Source organism: Methylophilus sp. (assembly GCF_035460085.1).
In the GTDB taxonomy this organism is placed as follows: domain Bacteria; phylum Pseudomonadota; class Gammaproteobacteria; order Burkholderiales; family Methylophilaceae; genus Methylophilus.
Map to the genome: position 1 here is coordinate 1 of NZ_DATHWZ010000060.1, position 18,460 is coordinate 18,460.

An 18,460-nucleotide genomic window follows, 5' to 3' on the forward strand; every position below is an offset into this window, starting at 1 on the left:
TTACCATTCACCAATTGTTTAACCAGCCCATGGTTATCCGTTTCAAAGCCCGGGAATTTCTCATTAAACTCACGTGCAAACTTCAGGTAATTCACAATGACCTTGTTAAAACGCTCTCCGGGAATCAGCAATGGAATGCCAGGCGGGTAGGGCGTCAACAATACGGCGGTGACACGTTCTTCCAAATCATCAATCGCGACGCGCTCGATTTCGCGATGCGCCATTTTTGAGAAAGCATCGGTTGGCTTCATGGCTGGCACCATGTCAGACAAATACATTTCGGTCGTCAGGCGCGCGACGTCATTGGCTTTGTAGACCTCATGGATTTGTGTAGACAAATCTTTCAAGCCTATGCGTTCATACCGCGGATGTTTCTGTACGAATTCCGGTAATACTTTCCACAGCGGCTGATTCTTGTCGTAGTCATCTTTAAACTGCTGCAAGGCAGCGACCATGGTGTTCCAGCGGCCTTTGGTGATGCCGATGGTGAACATGATAAAGAACGAATAGAGGCCGGTTTTTTCTACAATCACGCCGTGTTCCGCCAGGTATTTGGTGACAATCGCAGCAGGGATACCAAATACTTCAGAAAAATCGCCATCTACATCCAGGCCAGGCGTAATGATAGTGGCTTTAATCGGGTCCAGCATATTAAAGCCTTCGGCCAGGTTGCCGAAACCGTGCCAGCGCTCATTGGCTTTCAGCATCCAGGCATCGCGTTCTTCCAGGCCATCTTCAGACAAGTCTGTTGGTCCCCAGACTTTAAACCACCAGTCGGTACCCCATTCTTCGTCAACCTTACGCATTGCGCGGCGGAAATCCAGCGCTTCTTTCAGCGATTCTTCCACCAGGGCAGTCCCTCCTGGCGCCTCCATCATGGCAGCAGCGACGTCACAACTGGCAATAATCGAATATTGCGGGCTGGTGGAGGTGTGCATCAGGTAGGCTTCGTTGAATAAGTCTCTATCCAGGTGGTTGTCCTGCGCATCCTGCACCAGAATCTGCGAGGCCTGGCTCAAACCAGCCAGCAGTTTGTGGGTAGATTGGGTAGAGAACACCATAGACTCTTTACAACGCGGGCGGTCAGCGCCAATCGCGTGGTAATCACCGTAAAAATCATGGAAAGTTGCGTGGGGTAGCCAAGCTTCGTCAAAATGCAGGGTATCGATCTTGCCATCCAGCATTTCCTTGATTTCTTCGACGTTATATAACACGCCATCGTAGGTTGATTGTGTAATGGTCAGCACGCGTGGTTTGGCATTTTTGTCGGAGGCAAACGGGTTGCGTGCAATTTTTTTCTGGATGTTTTCCCAGGCAAACTCGCTCTTTGGAATCGGGCCGATAATACCAAAGTGATTGCGTGTCGGCATCAGGAATACCGGGATTGCGCCGGTCATGATGATCGAGTGCAGCACAGACTTATGGCAGTTACGGTCAACTACAACGATGTCGCCTGGTGCAACGGTAGAGTTCCAGACGATTTTGTTGGAAGTGGACGTGCCGTTGGTGACAAAGTACAAGTGATCACAATTATAAATACGGGCAGCATTCCGCTCGGACGCCGCCACCGGGCCGGTATGGTCCAGTAACTGGCCTAATTCATCGACTGCGTTACACACATCAGCACGTAACATGTTTTCGCCAAAGAACTGGTGAAACATCTGTCCAACCGGCGACTTCAGGAAGGCCACACCACCGGAGTGACCGGGGCAGTGCCAGGAATAGGAGCCATCCGCTGCATAATGCGTCAGCGCTTTAAAGAATGGCGGCGGCAGGCTATCCAGGTAAGCTTTTGCTTCGCGGATAATCAGGCGCGCCACGAATTCCGGCGTATCTTCATTCATGTGAATAAAACCGTGCAATTCGCGCAATACATCGTTCGGAATATGGCGGCTGGTGCGTGTCTCACCGTGCAGGAAAATCGGTATTTCTTCATTGCGATAACGGATTTCCTGCACAAAGTTACGCAGTTGCTCGATCGCTTCCGGCTTTTCTTCGACGATTTCTTCATCGTCAATAGAGAGAATAAACGCAGATGCACGGCTTTGCTGTTGTGCGAATGAGGTCAGGTCACCATAACTGGTCACACCCAATACTTCAGTACCTTCTTCTTCTATGGCTTTCGCCAATACACGGATGCCTAGCCCTGAAGAGTTTTCGGAGCGGAAGTCTTCGTCAATAATGACGACGGGAAATCTAAATTTCATAGTCAACCTTTTTAATGGCTGTCATTCTGGCGTAGGCCAGAATCCAGACCAGTAATTTCAGGATATAGATCCAGCCAATCTGGATTCATCTGTTCAATAATGCGTAATTTAGCGATACGCTTCCAAAATTTAAGTGCTTTTTCACGGGTAATCGCGGACTCCATAGTGGCGTGCAGTTCATACCAAACAAGCATGTGTAAACCATATTTCTTGGTAAAGCCTTCAGTCGCACCATTTTTATGTTGCCAAACCCGCTGTATGAGGTTCGATGTAACGCCGATATACAATGTCCCATTACGTCGATTACTCATGATATAAGCAGATGGTTGCATATCAATGTGATGGGCAGTTTTTATCAGGCCTGGATTCTGGCCTGCGCCAGAATGACGGAAATTTAAATTTTTGGAAGCGTCACGCCGACCTGGCCCTGATATTTACCACCGCGGTCTTTGTAGCTGGTCTCACAGATTTCATCAGACTCAAAGAACAGCACTTGGGCACAACCTTCTCCGGCATAAATCTTGGCGGGCAGAGGCGTTGTGTTGCTGAACTCCAGTGTGACATAGCCTTCCCACTCTGGTTCAAATGGTGTGACGTTCACAATGATGCCGCAACGGGCATAAGTGGATTTACCCAGGCAGATGGTTAACACCGAACGCGGGATGCGGAAAAATTCAACTGTGCGGGCTAGCGCAAATGAGTTAGGCGGAATGACGCAATAACCTTTGCCGGATACTTCTACAAACGATTGCGGATCGAATTGTTTCGGGTCGACGATTGTACTGTTGATATTGGTGAAGACACGGAATTCATCAGCGCAACGGATATCGTAACCATATGAAGAAGTGCCATAAGAAACAATTTTCTGGCCATTCTCTTCACGTATCAGGTTGGGAGAAAACGGCTCAATCATGCCGTGCTGTTCAGCCATTCTACGTATCCATTTGTCCGACTTAATGCTCATTGCCTTATCCAGTCTTTACGTGTACTTGTTGGCACTTGTGTGCCTGCAATAAAGAGAAAAAAGCGGAGTTTAAACTCCGCTTTTAGTGAGTGCAAATAATAACAACAAATGTTGTCAGTTTTGCAATTTTTTTATGAATTTATGGCGATTATTTCAGCCAGCGGTATTTCTACTGCTAGTGCTTATTTGTCGCCACCCAATTCAATGCTATAACGCCAGAATTGATCTTCACCTTCAAAGATCACTTTAGAAGCTTCCGGATCACGGCTGCCGGCAGGATATTGGTATACCGGCTTTTTGTCTTCAGCCCAGGCTTTCACGACCGGGTCTACCAGGCGCCATTGCGCCTCAGCTTCAGAAATATGCAGGTAGTTGGAGTTGTCACCTTGCATCAGGTTCAGTAACAAAGCTTCGTATGCATCTACGGAGTCATCACTATCCCAGCGATTGGCAGCATCCAGCTGGATGGTACGCGTCTGTATATCCAGGCCAGGAATCTTGGACTGGATTTCCAGCTTGATACACTCACGTGGCTGGATACCAATGATCAGCCAGTTCTGGTCCTGGTCATTGATCTGCAAAGGTGCTTTTTTGAAGCGGATAGAAATGCGTGTATCAGCTTCGTGCAGGCGTTTCGCTGTGCGGATGTAGAAAGGCACCCCTTTCCAGCGAGGATTGTCGATAAACAATTTCAGGGCGGCATACGTTTCTACCACGCTGTCTTTGTTACCCAACTCTTCCAGGTAACCCGGTACTTTTTCGCCATTGATCTCACCGGCAGCGTACTGCGCACGGAATGCGTGTTTTTCCAGTTCGTTCACCGGAATAGGGCGGATCTGCTCAAGCAATTTGATTTTTGCGTCACGAACACCTTCAGGGGATAGGTCTTTCGGCTGTTCCATTGCTGTCAGTGCCAGTGTCTGCAAAATATGGCTTTGCAGCATGTCACGCAGAGCGCCAGTGCTGTCATAGAACTGGGTACGGTCGCCTACACCTAGCATTTCGGTATTGGTGATTTGTACGTGGTCCACATACTGGTTGTTCCAGATCGGCTCGAGCACAGTATTGGTAAAGCGTTGCAGCAAGATATTTTGCAGTGCAGATTTGCCCAGGTAATGATCGATACGGTAGATCTGGCTTTCTTTCAGGTGCTTGGTAATCGCAGCTTGCAGTTCTTTCGCAGATGGCAGATCGGTACCAAATGGTTTCTCGATCACCACACGGCGCCAGTATTTGTCTTCTTGTGTCAGGCCAACGTTAGCCAGGGACTCCACCACCGGGGCAAAGTCAACCGGACGTACTGACAGGAAATAAGCCAGGTTTTGCGGGAATACCGATTCATCGCTCAGCGTTGCTTTCAGCTTGCTGAATGCATCTGGGTCGGTTGGCGGATTGGCATGGTAAAAGTTACGCGCAATAAAACGCTCAAACACGGCCTGGTCGTAACCTTTTTTAAATTTGGCATCCAGCATGCTTTTGATGTCTGCACGCCAGGCTTCGAGGTCAACCACTTGGCGGCCAACGCCAACAATTTTCAGTTCTGCTGGCAAGCGGCCCAGTGAGTCCAGCCTGAATAAGCCAGGATAGAGTTTTACGCGGGCCAGGTTGCCACTAGCGCCAAACAGCACCAGTGTGCATGGATCAATTTTATTCGTCATTTCTAACCTTAAAGATAAAAATGTAAACGGGAAAGGGCAAGCCTTTCCCATATTCAAAACATATCGGCTCTAAATAATAAGCAAAAGCCTCTCATCAAGAGAGGCTGATTTGTTATTTAGATGATTTCACTGCATGGCCACCGAATGCATTACGCATCAGGGATAGCAGTTTGTAGCTGTAACCTTTTGAGTCCTGGCTGCGGAAACGTGCTTGCAATGCCACTGTCAGTACTGGAGCTGCAACGCCTTGCTCAACCGCTTCAACCACTGTCCAGCGGCCTTCACCGGAGTCAGCCACGTATGGAGCGATGGTTTCCAGGTTCTGGTCACCTTTCAATGCTTCAGCAGTCAGGTCAAGCAACCAGCTACGCACTACGGAACCATGGCGCCACAACTCAGTGATCTGAGCCAGGTCCAGGTGGAAATCTTCTTTACCTTTGATCAGGTCCAGGCCTTCAGCAAATGCTTGCATCATGCCGTATTCGATACCGTTATGGATCATTTTGGTGAAGTGGCCGGAACCGACTGGACCGACGTGCGCCCAACCACGGTCTGCGTGGGTCAGAGCTTGTGCATATGGTGCCAATACGTCAGCATATTCTTTTTCACCGCCGTACATCAGGCAGTAGCCATTGTCCAGGCCCCAGATGCCGCCAGAAGTACCACAGTCGACAAATCCGATACCATGTTCAGCCAGTAACGCACCACGGCGTTGGCTATGTTTGTAGTTTGAATTGCCGCCATCAACAATGATGTCACCTTTGTTCAGCAGTGGAATCAGGTCTTTGATTTGGTTTTCGGTGATTTCACCTGCTGGTAACATCAACCAGACGATTTTTTGGCCTTCCAGTTTACTCACTGCATCAGCAACTGAGGTTGCTGCTTCAAGGCCTTCGTCTTTTACTAATTTGTTTACGAATTCGGTATTAAAGTCAAAACCAACCACGTTGATTTTGTGACGAAGCAAACGTGCAGCCATATTGCCGCCCATTTTGCCCAAGCCAATCATTGCTAATTTCATCAGGATTTTCCTATGGTGTAAGGACAGTTATTGAAACACCCATCTTTTGGATGGCATGAACCCGAGCGGGTTATTTGATAATTTTGCAGAATTATCATGTCGAGTCGGTTATAATTATAACAAATGCAGCCAGCGACTGAAAGGCTGCATTTTGTTATTTAACAAAAATGTCACAAAGTGTTTTTGTGAATGTCTTAAAGTTGTTTTGTATCGTTTTCTTACAGGTTTTATATGTCTTTGAACTCTCAAACACGTTGGCACACTTTTCAATCACAAGATGAAATTAACCAGGCAGCTTTACAGCGCATTTTAAAAGCTGCTGATGAAGCCATTGCAAAACATGGTAATTTCCTGGTTGTGTTAGCTGGAGGCAGTACGCCCAAAGCTGTCTATCAATTACTGGCAAAAGCCGATGCAGACTGGTCAAAATGGCATGTTTATCATAACGATGACCGGTGCCTGCCAGTGGATCATCCCGAGCGCAACAGCAAAATGGCGCGTGAAGCCTGGTTGAACCACGTGGCGATTCCACAAAACCAGATCCATGATATTCCGGCTGAATTAGGCAATATCGAAGGTGCCAAGGCTTATGCACAGACATTAAAAGGTGTGCGCACGTTTGACCTGGTCATTCTTGGCCTGGGCGAAGATGGCCATACTGCAAGCTTGTTCCCAGGCCAGTTGGTCGATAATACTGCTGACGTCGTACCAGTTTACAACTCGCCGAAACCACCTGCCGACCGGATTACCATAAGCCAGGACCGTCTGAATAATACACACGAAGTGATGTTCCTGGTCACAGGTTCAGGCAAACAGGAAGCGGTCAATAACTGGCGTAATGGTGTTGCCATTCCAGCGACGCTGATTCAATCCCCGAATGGTGTGGATGTTTACACTTTTGGTGTTGAACTGAAATAGACCAGACTGAAAAATCAGACAAGAAAGCGCCTTCAGGCGCTTTTTTTATGTCTTGATCCTTTAAAAAAGATTTGATTACTTGGACTTATCGGCCAGTAATTTTTCCAGCAAGCTGATCTGCTGTTGCTGCAGAGCCATCATTTCCTGCCATTGCTGGTTACGCAAGTTATCTATTTTTTCATGCAGCAGCAGAATCTCTAATTCTGCTTTCAGGTTCACTTCGTAATCATGCTCCGCCTGTCCACGGTCGATCTCGGCTTCACGATTCTGCGACATCAATATGATCGGTGCCTGAATCGAAGCCAGCATGGATAAAAACAGATTGAGCAGGATATAAGGGAAGGGATCAAACGCGCTGTCGTAGCGCAACAAGATGACGGAATTCAATATGACCCATGCGACCAGCACAAAAAGAAACGCAAAAATAAATGTCCACGACCCGCCAAAACGCGCAACGGCATCCGCAGCGCGTTGCCCGAAATCGGATTGCCCGTTCTTTTTTTGGTCTGGGTGGCGTGAAATGTGGCCGCGTTTGGTAAGTTGTTTCGCCACTCTTTGCGTATGTGCATCCATGGCCTCGTACTGCGCGCCAATCAGGTCTTCTGCAATATGATGCTCACGGGATGTCATTGTGTCTTTCTAGGTTTTCTGAATCACAATATTGGGGAATTTGGCGCTGTGATCCAGAGCGGCAATCGCAATTTTGCTGGCAGCTTTACGGGCGATCTCTTTATAGGTTTTTGTAATCGCGCTGTCAGGTGCCGCTACTACTGTCGGTTGGCCGCTATCCGCTTGTATGCGGATATTGATATCCAGCGGCAAGCTGCCGAGTAAATCAATGTTGTAATCTTTAGCCATCACTTCGCCACCACCAGCACCAAAAATATGTTCTTCATGACCGCAGTTGGTACAAATGTGCGTACTCATGTTTTCGACAATACCCAGAATAGGAATGCCGACTTTCTCAAACATTTTGAGGCCTTTGCGCGCATCGAGCAGGGCAATGTCCTGTGGTGTAGTCACGATAATGGCACCAGTGACAGGGATTTTCTGAGCCAGGGTCAGTTGGATATCGCCGGTGCCTGGTGGTAAATCAATCACCAGATAGTCTAAATCTTGCCAGCGGGTATCACGCAATAACTGCTCCAGCGCACCCGTCACCATAGGGCCACGCCACACCATAGGCGTATCCGTATCCACCAGAAAACCGATACTCATGGCCTGGATGCCATGCGCACGCATAGGCTCTATACTTTTACCATCAGCACTATCCGGGCGGCCACTGATACCCAGCATCTGTGGCTGGCTGGGGCCGTAGATATCGGCATCCAGCAAGCCTACAGTCGCGCCTTCAGCCGCCAAAGCCAGCGCTAAATTTACCGAAGTAGTGGATTTCCCCACGCCGCCTTTGCCTGAGGCCACGGCAATCACATTTTTCACATTTGGCAACAGGTTCACGCCACGTTGCACGCTATGCGCGACGATGCGTGAACCCACATTGACCGTGATTTTGCCTATGCCGTCAAGACTTCTCAGTGCATCCGCCACTTGCTGGCGAATCACGTCAAACTGGGTTTGTGCCGGGTAGCCTAACACCACATCCAGGCTGACATCTTTATCGTTAATCTGGATATTTTTGATAGATTTGCCGGTGATAAAGTCCTTGCCGGTATTCGGGTCTATGCACAGTTTCAAGGTGCTTTGAATCAATAATTCGCTGATGGCCATGCTGGGGATTCCTGAGGAAATGCCTGACTAATTGAATCAGGAATTCTACCGCATCGGGCAAGGTTCGTCATGCAGAGTCTGGGGGTTCTAAAAGTACTGTGTGGTGAGCTTCTGGCCTATATCTAAACTTATTTATGAGTTAACGATGGAATCTCATGATGCGTGCATCCACTAAATTTGATCAGGTAAGCTACATGTAAGCTTTTGCTACAAGGCGGTAAGTTAACCGTAAGGTGCGATTGATAGTGTAAGCATGTTGGTGACAAGGATTTTCAGAACGAAATCAGCGCTTAACATTTATCAGGAAGACCATCATGAAAAAAATACTCGTACTCACTCTTTTAACCCTGAGTTTTTCTAACATCGCCAGTGCAGATACCTTGCTGCAAACCGCAGAGCAAGATGGCAGCTTCAAAACCTTTTTAAAAGCGGTCAAAACCGCCGGCCTGGAAACCACACTGAATGGCGGCGGCCCCATCACCGTGTTTGCCCCAGATGATGCCGCTTTTGCCAAATTGCCCAAAGCCAAGCTAAATGCACTGATGGCGAATAGCGACCAACTCAAAAAAGTGCTTTCCTACCATATCTACCCCGGCAAAATCACCCAGGCCGATGTGAGCGCCGGTAAAATAAAGTCGTTGGAAGGCGCTGATCTACAGCTCTCAGTCACTGATGGTGTGAAAGTGAATAACGTGAAAGTGACAGGCAATGAAATCAATGCTGATAATGGCGTAATTCATACCATTAGTGCGGTATTGATTCCGAAAAGCTAATAATCGTTGTACAAATGAGCAAAAGTCTTTTTAGGCTTTTGCTAAGAAGAATTATTTGTATATTGTTAATTGATTTAAAAGTAACTCAAATCATCATCATCATCATCATTATTTCTTGTTACTTACAAACTACTATTTATTCGGATCAAACTGATACGTCAAGCTCACCCACGCTCCTCTTGGCGCACCGGGCGCAATAAAGTTTGTGGTCTGCCAATCACTGGAGTTATGGTTATAACCATCAGGTCCAATAGCACCATATATCGAAGGTGAGAACGGATTTCTACCTAAACGCCCTGCCGAAAAATACTCTTTGTCAAAAATGTTGTTGACGCGAAGTCCTAGCGTCCACTCTGAGTTAAGTTTGTAACTGGTCTGAAAATTAAAGGTCATGTAACCGGGAATAAAACCAGGAGAAGTAGTAGGTGCGCGGCTAACCGGTATGACAGTACCCGTTGCAGGCTCTTCATAGCTATCCACCAGAGTGACGCCTGTCTGATGTTTGTTATTTTCGTTGCCGCGCACATAAGCCATGGAATGCGCAACTGCGGTAAACCCAACTTGCCATTTAGGCGTCACTGCATAACTCACAGTAGCATTTAAATTATGAAGTGGAACACCAGGCATACGGTCTCCAGGATTCACTTGAATTTCTCGGCCAAAATCATTGTTACCAGTCACGGTTTCGACAGAACTACTATTGTCATTAGCAGCCATCTTGAAAGAGTTTTCAAAGGTCGCTGATGTCAGCGCATAGTTAAAGCGCAACTTCCACTTATCAATAGAAGCAGTAATACCTGCTTCTATCCCTTCCCGGCGAGTATCACCAATCGTATTGAAGAAGCTCCGATTGCCTGGGTAAGTAACTAAATAGATGTCATCTCGCAAGTCCGTACGATAAGCGCCTAGGTTCCATTCGACATTCTCTCCCCAACGACCTCGCAAACCGATGTCCATAGAGGTCGATTTAATTTGTGGCAGATAGGGATCACCAGAAAGTGTCGTTGGTAAAGAACAGGATCGGTTTTGTGCCAAGCTTCGTGCTAGAAACTTACCTGAGCCGATAGGTACCGGGGTGGGGTCAAACGCGCACCCCAACTCAATCACAGATGGTACGCGAGTCCCTTGTGAAAGATTGCCGTAAATATTCAGACTCTCCTTCGCTTGCCAACTAACGCCTAAGGAAGGATTTAGCGATTGATAAGAAAATTTTTCTTTTTCGGGAGTATTCAAGACATTGGATGCATCCGGAACAATGTAGCCAGCAGTTGGACAATTACCATTAATACAAACACCATATTCATCCGGGAAAGCCTCAAAGTCCGAGAGATCAAAAACAGTAAAGCCAAATGTACGAGACGCTATTTTGTTCTGCCCTTTTGTGGTGTTATAACGCGCTGAACCGGTAAAGTGTAATGTTTCTATCGGACTCCAGGTCTCACTGAAATACAAGCTCTTGGTTACTTGACTTCCCTTGAAATTATTATTACTAATTGGCTGATCAGCCAATGCATACTGGTCACGAATTTCATTAGGAGCCAAATAAGCTTTTCGATTGGAGTCTAATAGACCTAGCATTTGACTACTTGTATAGTCCGCAGAAGGCGCATCAATTGACGCCCCTACCATGAGCTTATGCTTCTCAAAATTCCAATTTAATTGAACTGAAGCACCATCAGTGACTTGGTCAATTTGAGTGTTTGTGAGGACCGATGTTGGAGTGCCTTCAATCACACCCGGCGCTTGCCCTCCGGCTTGGGCAGCGCCATCTACATAAGTGGGTTCGCCATTACCATAAGGCACTTCTAATGGATCTAACCCCGTGTTGTCTGTTCCATCTGGTCCCAATTTATACGCTGCACAATCGGCCGCATTGTTAGGAAGTACTGGCACGACCATATGTTTGACACCATCGGGGGTGTAATAGTAGAAGTTCTGCAAGCCATTAAAAGCTTGAGTAACGGGATCACCAACTAATGAACGGAGCTGCTGCAGCACAGAAGTCTCGTAAGCCCAAGACGGCTCACCATTACTCCATGTTTCTACGGGCCCATTGCCCAATTGAGGTCCGCTGCCATTTTGAGCAGTGAAAATTAATTTTTCTCTAGTATTTTTGAAAGGCCCATTAAAGTTTGCTTGCGCACCTGCCAGAAAAGTTGCTGCTTCATCGGGTATCTCTCTATTGAAAGAGCCGGCAGGGGGCGTGCCCGAAATAAAATCTATGAAATCCTGATTGGCGAATGGGTCATTAATATCAGTCGTCATATCCAGCACATAATAATCAGGCAACCCATAGCTATTAGTGCTATCAAACAAACATGTGAACTGTTCCCCAGGGCGTAAATTTCTTTTTACAGTCTGAGCGCCATATTGAGTGTATACGTCTGCACCAAATTGATTACGATTACTTTTTCTGCGATAGGCTTGACCAGATACCGAAAAAGTATCATTTACAAAATAGCTACCTGAGAGTTGAAATTGCAGTAATTTATTCTTGGTAGTGTCGGGCGACGTGTAAACCCCATTTCTATCTTGCGCATACATTTCTGTAGGAACCATGCCATTCCCGACCAAGTCATTCCAAACATTCAAAACACCTAAATTAAGATCTAACTTTTCGCCTCGATAACTTGCTTTGGTAAAAAGTTGATTCACTCTGCTAGGTGAGTTTTCTCGCCAACCATCTTCTAAAAAGAAATTACCAGCAGCAAACAAACCAACTGTTCCATTGTTCCAGCCACCATCAACCTGGAGTTGTTTGCGCGCAAAAGAACCGGTTAATACATCCGCATTGAACCCGGAATGATTAAAACCATCCTTGGTTTTCATTGATAATGCCCCGCCCAGGGTACCCAAGCCAAAAATTGGATTTGAACCAGGGAATACATCGAAACTGGCAAGAGCATTTAATGGGATCATGTCCCAGTTCACAACGTCACCAAACGGTTCATTGATGCGAATGCCGTCAATAAAAGCTGAAAGTCCTTGGGGTGTACCTATCTGCGGACCTGCTGTAAAACCTCGATACTGAACGTCCATTTGAAATGGATTGCCCTGATAGTCATTGACATTGACCGACTGAAGTTTAGAATTCATCAAATCGGTTAAGCTTAAAGCGTGAGCTTCTTTAATATCTTGAGCAGAGAGAGTTTGCACATTTCCAGGAATTTGCTCTTTGGTTAAACCTAAACCAGGAAGTGGCCCAATCTCGTAAAAGCGTTTCGCACGAACTTCAACTTTATCCAGTTCAAGATTTTCAGCTTTCTTTTGTACTACCGGGCGTGCGGTGCGAACGACGATTGTGCCTTCTTCTTGCACTGCTTCAAGGCCGGAATCTTCAAGCACTCTTTTTAGCGCATCCATTTCGCCATAGTTGCCTTTGACTGGCGGCGCGGTTTTGCCGTTGACCAGTGTTTTATCGAAGATGATGTTTTTGCCGGTTTGGGTGGCGAATTGCTTGAGTGCGGTGCTTAGTGGCTGTGATGGAATGTTGATATTGGCGGGAATGTCCGTTTTTAACGGCTCGGCTTCTGCCACACCGATGTGATAAATCGCACAAAACAGTAGTGCCGATTGTTTGCTGATACGATTGATTTTTTTAGTTTTAAACATGTTGCAACCCACCTCAAAAAGTCCCCTTAACAGACTAATGACGAGGAGGGCGGCAACTCCCTGATGTGGGAAAGGTAAATTTTTGTGAGGATTAACGATCTAGCACTACGGTTTCGGTGTCTGACTCTTGCAGTCTGACCGGTGCGACCGCTGGCAGGGTTTTAATAAATTTGTTGAGGGTTTTCACATCAACGACAGCGGAGATTTCAGCATTTGCATGCGAATGGTTGACTAACGGTGGTTCGCGGTAGCGTGACAGGGTTTCAGTGACTTCACTCATAGGTGCACCATCAAAAATCAGTTTGCCTTGCAGGAAAGCAAAGTAGTCTTTGGCTGGTTTTTGCACTTTTACCGGGCTGGCTTGCGCTTTTACTTCTGCGACCTGGCCATCGGTGAGTAACACACTGTTTGCCTGATCAGCCTGCAAGGTCTCGACCAGCACCTTGCCATGATCCACCGCCACCACTGTTTTATGGTTGATCATATTCACCACAAAGCGCGTGCCTTTCACGGTGATTCTGGCGTGGTTGCTTTCCACTATAAATGGCCGGTCAGCGTCTTTCACCACTTCAAACACAGCCTGGCCGTGCAACAGTTGCACATAGCGTTTATCGCGGTAATACAGCACTTTGGTATCGCTGTGCGCATCGAGAGTGAGCTTGGTGCCATCCGACAAGTAGCGGCTGACCATATGGCCGGGCGCACTGGTCTGGGCGATGGTTTCCAGTGGCTTGGCATGCCACTCTCGCCACTGATTAAAGGCAAACAGGCTGGAAAGGCCAATGATGGCGATGGCCCCCAGCTTGGCATAGGTGGTATTTTTCTGGCGCTTGCGGATATCTTCATCCAGTTTGCGCATACTCATCGCTTGCGAAATACTGCTGATTTGCGCCGACGAGTCAAAGTCGCCCCAGGTTTCCGCAATGGTCTGATAAGCCTGGCGATGCGCTTCAGACTCCATCAACCACACTTCAAACTTGCTTCTATCGACGTGATCCGGCGCGGCGTCCTTCAGGCGCATAAACCATTTGGAAGCCTGCTCCAGGATCGAATGTCGTTGACGGGTCATTTGTCGTTCAGCAGGTAATCTTTAGCCAGTGAAATATCCACCAGCGCGCGGATCATGTGCCGCTCAACCATGTTCAGGCTGATGTTGAGCTCAGTGGCAACGTCCGTTTGCAGTTTGCCCTCAATCCGGTGCATCCAGAACACCTGGCGGCACTTGGCTGGCAGGCAATCAATGATATTTTGCAAAGCCAGCATGCGCTGCTTTAAATCTGCTATTTTCTCGGGGGAGTGCTGGTAGCTGTGTTCATGCTCGGCATCAAGTAAATCCGCGTTTGCGCCTGACAATTCCAGGTCCACAAAATGAGAAGCATCGCGGTAATAATCCACAATGGTATTTTTAACGATGCCGCGCATATAAGCCTGCGGCTCATCAATCTGCCTCAGGCTGTTTTTAACCGCAAACTTCACAATCGCATCATGCAACACATCGCTTGCCAGATGAAAATTTCTGGTTTGCCCGTAAATGCTACGAAACAAATCGGTGTAAACCCATTTCAAACTCAGGTTGCACCAGTAAATATCCGTGTCGGCTTTGGTAAAAAAACTCATTGCATTCAACCAGCTTGATGACGTTAGTAGATCAATGTTGCAATATTTGTGCCGTGTCTAATTGGTACGGCAACTCATTGTTTTGTTTAAAGTAATGAAAAAGGAGTTTTAAAAAGTGGCTCAAATGATTAAATTTGTTGGTTCATATCAGCCACCATTTTGCCTGCTAACTATTCCACCAACCCGTCAAGCTTCGTAGGCTGAAATTCGTAGCTTAGCGTTACAAAAGCAGATCTTGGAGCACCTATCCCAAGAAAACTTGTTCCCTGCCAGTCAGCACTGTTGTAGTTAAAGCCACTTTCTCCAATTACTCCCCTTATTGATGGAGAGAATGCATTCAGCCCTAACCGCCCCGCGCTGGCATACTCCTTATCAAAAAGGTTATTGATACGTAATCCCACAGTCCATTCTGGGTTTAGTTTGTAAGACGTATTAAAATTAAACACAGCATAACCATCTGTTTTGCCTTCCCCGAAACCAGCTCGCTGCACAGTACAAGTCGTATTTCCACCATCGCAGAATGGCCCAACGATAGGCGAGGCTGGACCAGCACGATGTTTATTATTTTCATTACCTCTAATAAAAGCATCGGAATGAACAACAGCATTCAAGCCTATACGCCAGTCTTTGGTAATGTCATAAGCAAAATTTAAATTAAGATTGTGCAGGGCAACTCCTGGCATGCGATTCCCCGGATTGACGGTAATTTGTTGGTAATTCCCTTCACCTGTTTGGCTAACAATGTCGTAGACATTACCAGCAGAGCTGTTACTTGGACTTGCGAGTTTGAATCTGGATTGGAAAGTTGCATCGGTAAGTGCGTAATTAACTCCCCAACTAGCTTTTCCCCAAGTGCCTTTAAGACCCATCTCCAGACCGCGTCGACGAGTGTCTCCGACATTCTGGAAGTAACTACTGGTTGCATTGATTGCTACAAAATAAATATCGTCGGTTAGATCAGTCTGGTACAACGCGGCATTCCATTGGATATTCTCTGTAAGCTGGCCGCGCGCACCTACTTCATAGCTGGTTGAGCGCACTTGCTTTAGATATGGGTCACCTGACAATGCCCCAGGCAAATTACAAACACGTTGTTCGCTTGTAGATCTTGGTCTATACAACGGGTTTCCATTAACATCATTACCTTGAAAAACCGGTGTTGGGTCATAGGCACAACCCAATTCAATAACAGTAGGAGTCCTAGCTCCGCGTCCAAGATTTGCGTAAAGATTCAAATCTTCTGTCGCTTGCCAAGTTACACCAATAGAAGGATTAAATGAACGGTATTTGAATTTCTCTTTTTCTGGTGGACGTAAGGTTGCAATATTTTGTCCATTTGCGTCGAGTGGAAAAGTGCTTGGATCAAATGGAATGATGGCACCCAACCCAGTTGGGCATTCTGAAGCGTCTATCGCGCCATCATTATTATTGTCAGTACATAATGTAAGAAGATTTATATAATTTAATATCGTGTTTACATCACTGAATGAAGATAGTCGAGCGACCGCAAGTTGATTATCAACATAACTGCGGTTGTAACGCGCAGAAACAGTGAAATTAAGTGTTTTAGTAGGGGACCAAGTTTCGCTCGCATAAAAACTTTTGGTCAGGCTGTTCCCTTTAAAATCATTTAGCCCATAACCCCGTCCAGCCACATTTGCATAATATTCCCAGCCCAATAGTTCTGGAGCAACATATGCACGACGGTTAGCGTCTAGTAAACCCAGATACTGCTTACTTTCATAAGTGGTATCCGCCTTATCTAGGGAGGCTCCCAGCATGAACTTATGCTTCTCTAAATTCCAGTTCAATTGTAATGAAGCACCCTTACCTAACTGATCTACCTGCGTATCTGTGAATAATGCTGTTGGAGTACCATTAATATAACCAGTAGTCGCAAATGGCCCACTAGCGTATTTACCATCTCTAAAAATTGCATTGCCATTAGCGTCCAACACTAATGGTGCTCTTGTTGGTGCTTGGGATAAACCTCCGGCGCTCCCAAAAGAGTTTGGTACATTCGCCTCATTAATCGGCGTTATGAGCTCAAAATAATCATGAAAAAACCCATTATTATCTGTATAACCACTTAACGATCCAGTTAGGCCAAAAGAACCTGCAACATCGTAAAAATAAAGTTTGTTCCCCGTACCTGGATGTAAAGTATCAGAGGATAATCCGTAATTATTACCAATACCTGCTAGTATTTTTCCGTAATTTGCAAATGCAAAACGCGCTACTTGCTCAAATTCAGCAGTTACAGGAGCATTAAAAGCATTAGGAATAGTTGATGGCTGATTTAAATCATCATTATTTCTTCTTGGATCATTAACCCAGTTCCAAACTAAATTACCTGAGCCATCAGAGGCGGTTACCTGCGCCTGATTAGCATTAGCCTGAGTATTAAAATTTGCACCATATGCTAAGTTATTGATATCAAAACCAGGGTCACCATCTGCAATTCCATTCACATCGAGAGCTCTCCCCGATGCGTCTGCCGCTACGTTATAAGCGTAATCGTTGTAATCAGGCAAACCATCACGATTTATATCTGGCAACCCATACAGAAGCTGGCGGTTAGAATCATTAACTGTTGCTGAGTTTGGGCGACCAGCAGTTCCCCCAAAGTTTTCGTTCACATCTGACATGTGACTCTTACGTTTACTATTGCGGTTATAAACTTGAGCGGAAATATTGAACGTATCTGTTACATCCCAAATACCTGCAAGTTGAAACTGAAACAACTCATTTTTGCTTTCATCCGGTGAGGTATATACCTGCTTAGGATTTTGATCGACCATTTGCTGTGGCAGTAGTCCATTACCGGTTAGTTTATTCCCTGCATACAGTCCTGAAAAACTTACGCGTGCACGCTCACTTTGCCACTCACCTTTACCAAAGACCTGATTCACTTTGCTGGGTGAGTTATCACGCCAACCATCTTCTAAAAAGAAATTGCCTGAAAGGAAACCAGCAACAACACCGTTGTTGTTTCCCGCTGAAATCTGTAATTGTTTACGACCAAACGAACCCGTCATCACTTCTGCATCAAGCGTTTTGCCATCAAAGCCACTTTTGGTGCGCATGGTTAATGCACCACCTAAAGTACCCAGGCCATAGATAGGATTTGATCCAGGAATGATCTCAAGGCTGGAAAGCGCGTTCATTGGAATCATGTCCCAGTTCACCACATCACCGAAAGGCTCGTTAACACGGATGCCATCCAGAAATACAGAAATACCTTGTGCCGTGCCTAATTGAGGGGATGCTGTGAAACCGCGATATTGCAAATCCATTTGGAATGGATTGCTTTGGTAATCATTGACAGTAACCGATTGCAGCTTTTGATTCATCAAATCAGTGATTGTTAATGTGTGTGCTTCTTTAATATCTTTAGCCGTGAGCGACTGTACATTGCCAGGAATTTCTTCCTTTGTTAGAGCCAACCCAGGCATTGGCCCAACTTCATAAAACTTCTTGGCGCGAACTTCAACTTTATCGATCTCTACGCTTTTGTCTTCGGCGCGCATTGGAATACGCTGAATATAAAGCGTTTGATCATTCAGCTTTGCTTCAAGCCCAGTATTTGCCAGTAGCTTTTGCAATGCTTCTTTACTGCGCATTGATCCACTCAGCGCAGGCGCTTGTTTATCTGACACCAGTTTGTCGTTATAAGTGATGTTCAAGCCTATTTTTGCACTGAGTGCTTTGAGCGAAGCTGCAAGTGGTTGGGCTGGTAAATTCACCGTGATTTTTTGCCCCAAAACAATCTCTTCATCTGATTTTGGAATGTTGGTATTGAGTTCTGCTGCCTGCGAAGTAGAAATCCAATATGGGTTGCTGGCAAAGCACGCAGCTACCGCTGCGCTCAGAATGATTTTTTTGGATCGTTGCATCAGGATTCCCTTGTTATTCCTTGGCTTGTTATTGCCTTAATGCATGAGGAATCGAAACCCTGATAT

The 18,460-nt window shown here is 46.3% G+C and carries 13 protein-coding genes; 2 read left to right on the forward strand and 11 right to left on the reverse strand.

The window, feature by feature from the left end:
- The 5 genes from VK958_RS08340 to gnd form a co-directional block, all read right to left on the reverse strand.
- Positions 1-2,207 (reverse strand): arginine/lysine/ornithine decarboxylase (locus VK958_RS08340; RefSeq protein WP_325240633.1); only part of this gene is annotated, 2,207 nt, incomplete at its 3' end.
- Between the two features lie 11 nt (positions 2,208-2,218).
- On the reverse strand, positions 2,219-2,518 hold the full coding sequence (locus tag VK958_RS08345; RefSeq protein ID WP_325240635.1) for a GIY-YIG nuclease family protein: 300 nt from the start codon (positions 2,516-2,518) through the stop codon (positions 2,219-2,221).
- Between the two features lie 83 nt (positions 2,519-2,601).
- Positions 2,602-3,171 (reverse strand): dCTP deaminase, encoded by a 570-nt coding sequence (dcd, locus tag VK958_RS08350; protein ID WP_325240637.1) that lies wholly within the window; start codon positions 3,169-3,171, stop codon positions 2,602-2,604.
- 182 nt (positions 3,172-3,353) lie between these two features.
- Positions 3,354-4,829, reverse strand: coding sequence for a glucose-6-phosphate dehydrogenase (gene zwf / locus VK958_RS08355; RefSeq protein WP_325240639.1), 1,476 nt, complete (start codon positions 4,827-4,829; stop codon positions 3,354-3,356).
- Between the two features lie 112 nt (positions 4,830-4,941).
- Positions 4,942-5,850, reverse strand: a complete 909-nt coding sequence (gene gnd / locus VK958_RS08360; RefSeq protein ID WP_325240641.1) for a phosphogluconate dehydrogenase (NAD(+)-dependent, decarboxylating) — start codon at positions 5,848-5,850, stop codon at positions 4,942-4,944.
- A 231-nt stretch (positions 5,851-6,081) separates the two neighbouring features.
- Here gnd and pgl point away from each other — a divergent pair, with 231 nt between their 5' ends.
- The gene (pgl, locus tag VK958_RS08365) at positions 6,082-6,768 is read left to right on the forward strand and encodes a 6-phosphogluconolactonase (protein WP_325240643.1); all 687 of its coding nucleotides are present in this window, start codon (positions 6,082-6,084) and stop codon (positions 6,766-6,768) included.
- Positions 6,769-6,843: 75 nt separating this feature from the next.
- Here the strand turns inward: pgl and VK958_RS08370 are convergent, their stop codons facing one another.
- Together VK958_RS08370 and apbC are read right to left on the reverse strand one after the other, a co-directional pair.
- Positions 6,844-7,398 (reverse strand): DUF1003 domain-containing protein, encoded by a 555-nt coding sequence (locus VK958_RS08370; RefSeq protein ID WP_325240645.1) that lies wholly within the window; start codon positions 7,396-7,398, stop codon positions 6,844-6,846.
- Positions 7,399-7,407: 9 nt separating this feature from the next.
- Positions 7,408-8,496, reverse strand: a complete 1,089-nt coding sequence (apbC, locus tag VK958_RS08375; protein ID WP_325240647.1) for an iron-sulfur cluster carrier protein ApbC — start codon at positions 8,494-8,496, stop codon at positions 7,408-7,410.
- 314 nt (positions 8,497-8,810) lie between these two features.
- Between apbC and VK958_RS08380 the strand changes: the two genes are divergently transcribed.
- Positions 8,811-9,269 (forward strand): fasciclin domain-containing protein, encoded by a 459-nt coding sequence (locus tag VK958_RS08380; RefSeq protein WP_325240649.1) that lies wholly within the window; start codon positions 8,811-8,813, stop codon positions 9,267-9,269.
- Positions 9,270-9,401: 132 nt separating this feature from the next.
- Here the strand turns inward: VK958_RS08380 and VK958_RS08385 are convergent, their stop codons facing one another.
- From VK958_RS08385 to VK958_RS08400, 4 genes are all read right to left on the reverse strand, one after another.
- Positions 9,402-12,881 (reverse strand): TonB-dependent receptor, encoded by a 3,480-nt coding sequence (locus tag VK958_RS08385; protein WP_325240651.1) that lies wholly within the window; start codon positions 12,879-12,881, stop codon positions 9,402-9,404.
- Between the two features lie 91 nt (positions 12,882-12,972).
- On the reverse strand, positions 12,973-13,950 hold the full coding sequence (locus VK958_RS08390; protein WP_325240653.1) for a FecR family protein: 978 nt from the start codon (positions 13,948-13,950) through the stop codon (positions 12,973-12,975).
- Positions 13,947-14,498, reverse strand: coding sequence for an RNA polymerase sigma factor (locus VK958_RS08395; RefSeq protein ID WP_325240655.1), 552 nt, complete (start codon positions 14,496-14,498; stop codon positions 13,947-13,949). The genes VK958_RS08390 and VK958_RS08395 overlap by 4 nt, the downstream gene beginning before the upstream one ends.
- 170 nt (positions 14,499-14,668) lie before the next feature.
- A complete protein-coding gene (locus VK958_RS08400) occupies positions 14,669-18,394 on the reverse strand; it encodes a TonB-dependent receptor (protein ID WP_325240657.1) in 3,726 nt (1,241 codons plus the stop codon).
- Between the last annotated feature and the right edge of the window lie 66 nt (positions 18,395-18,460).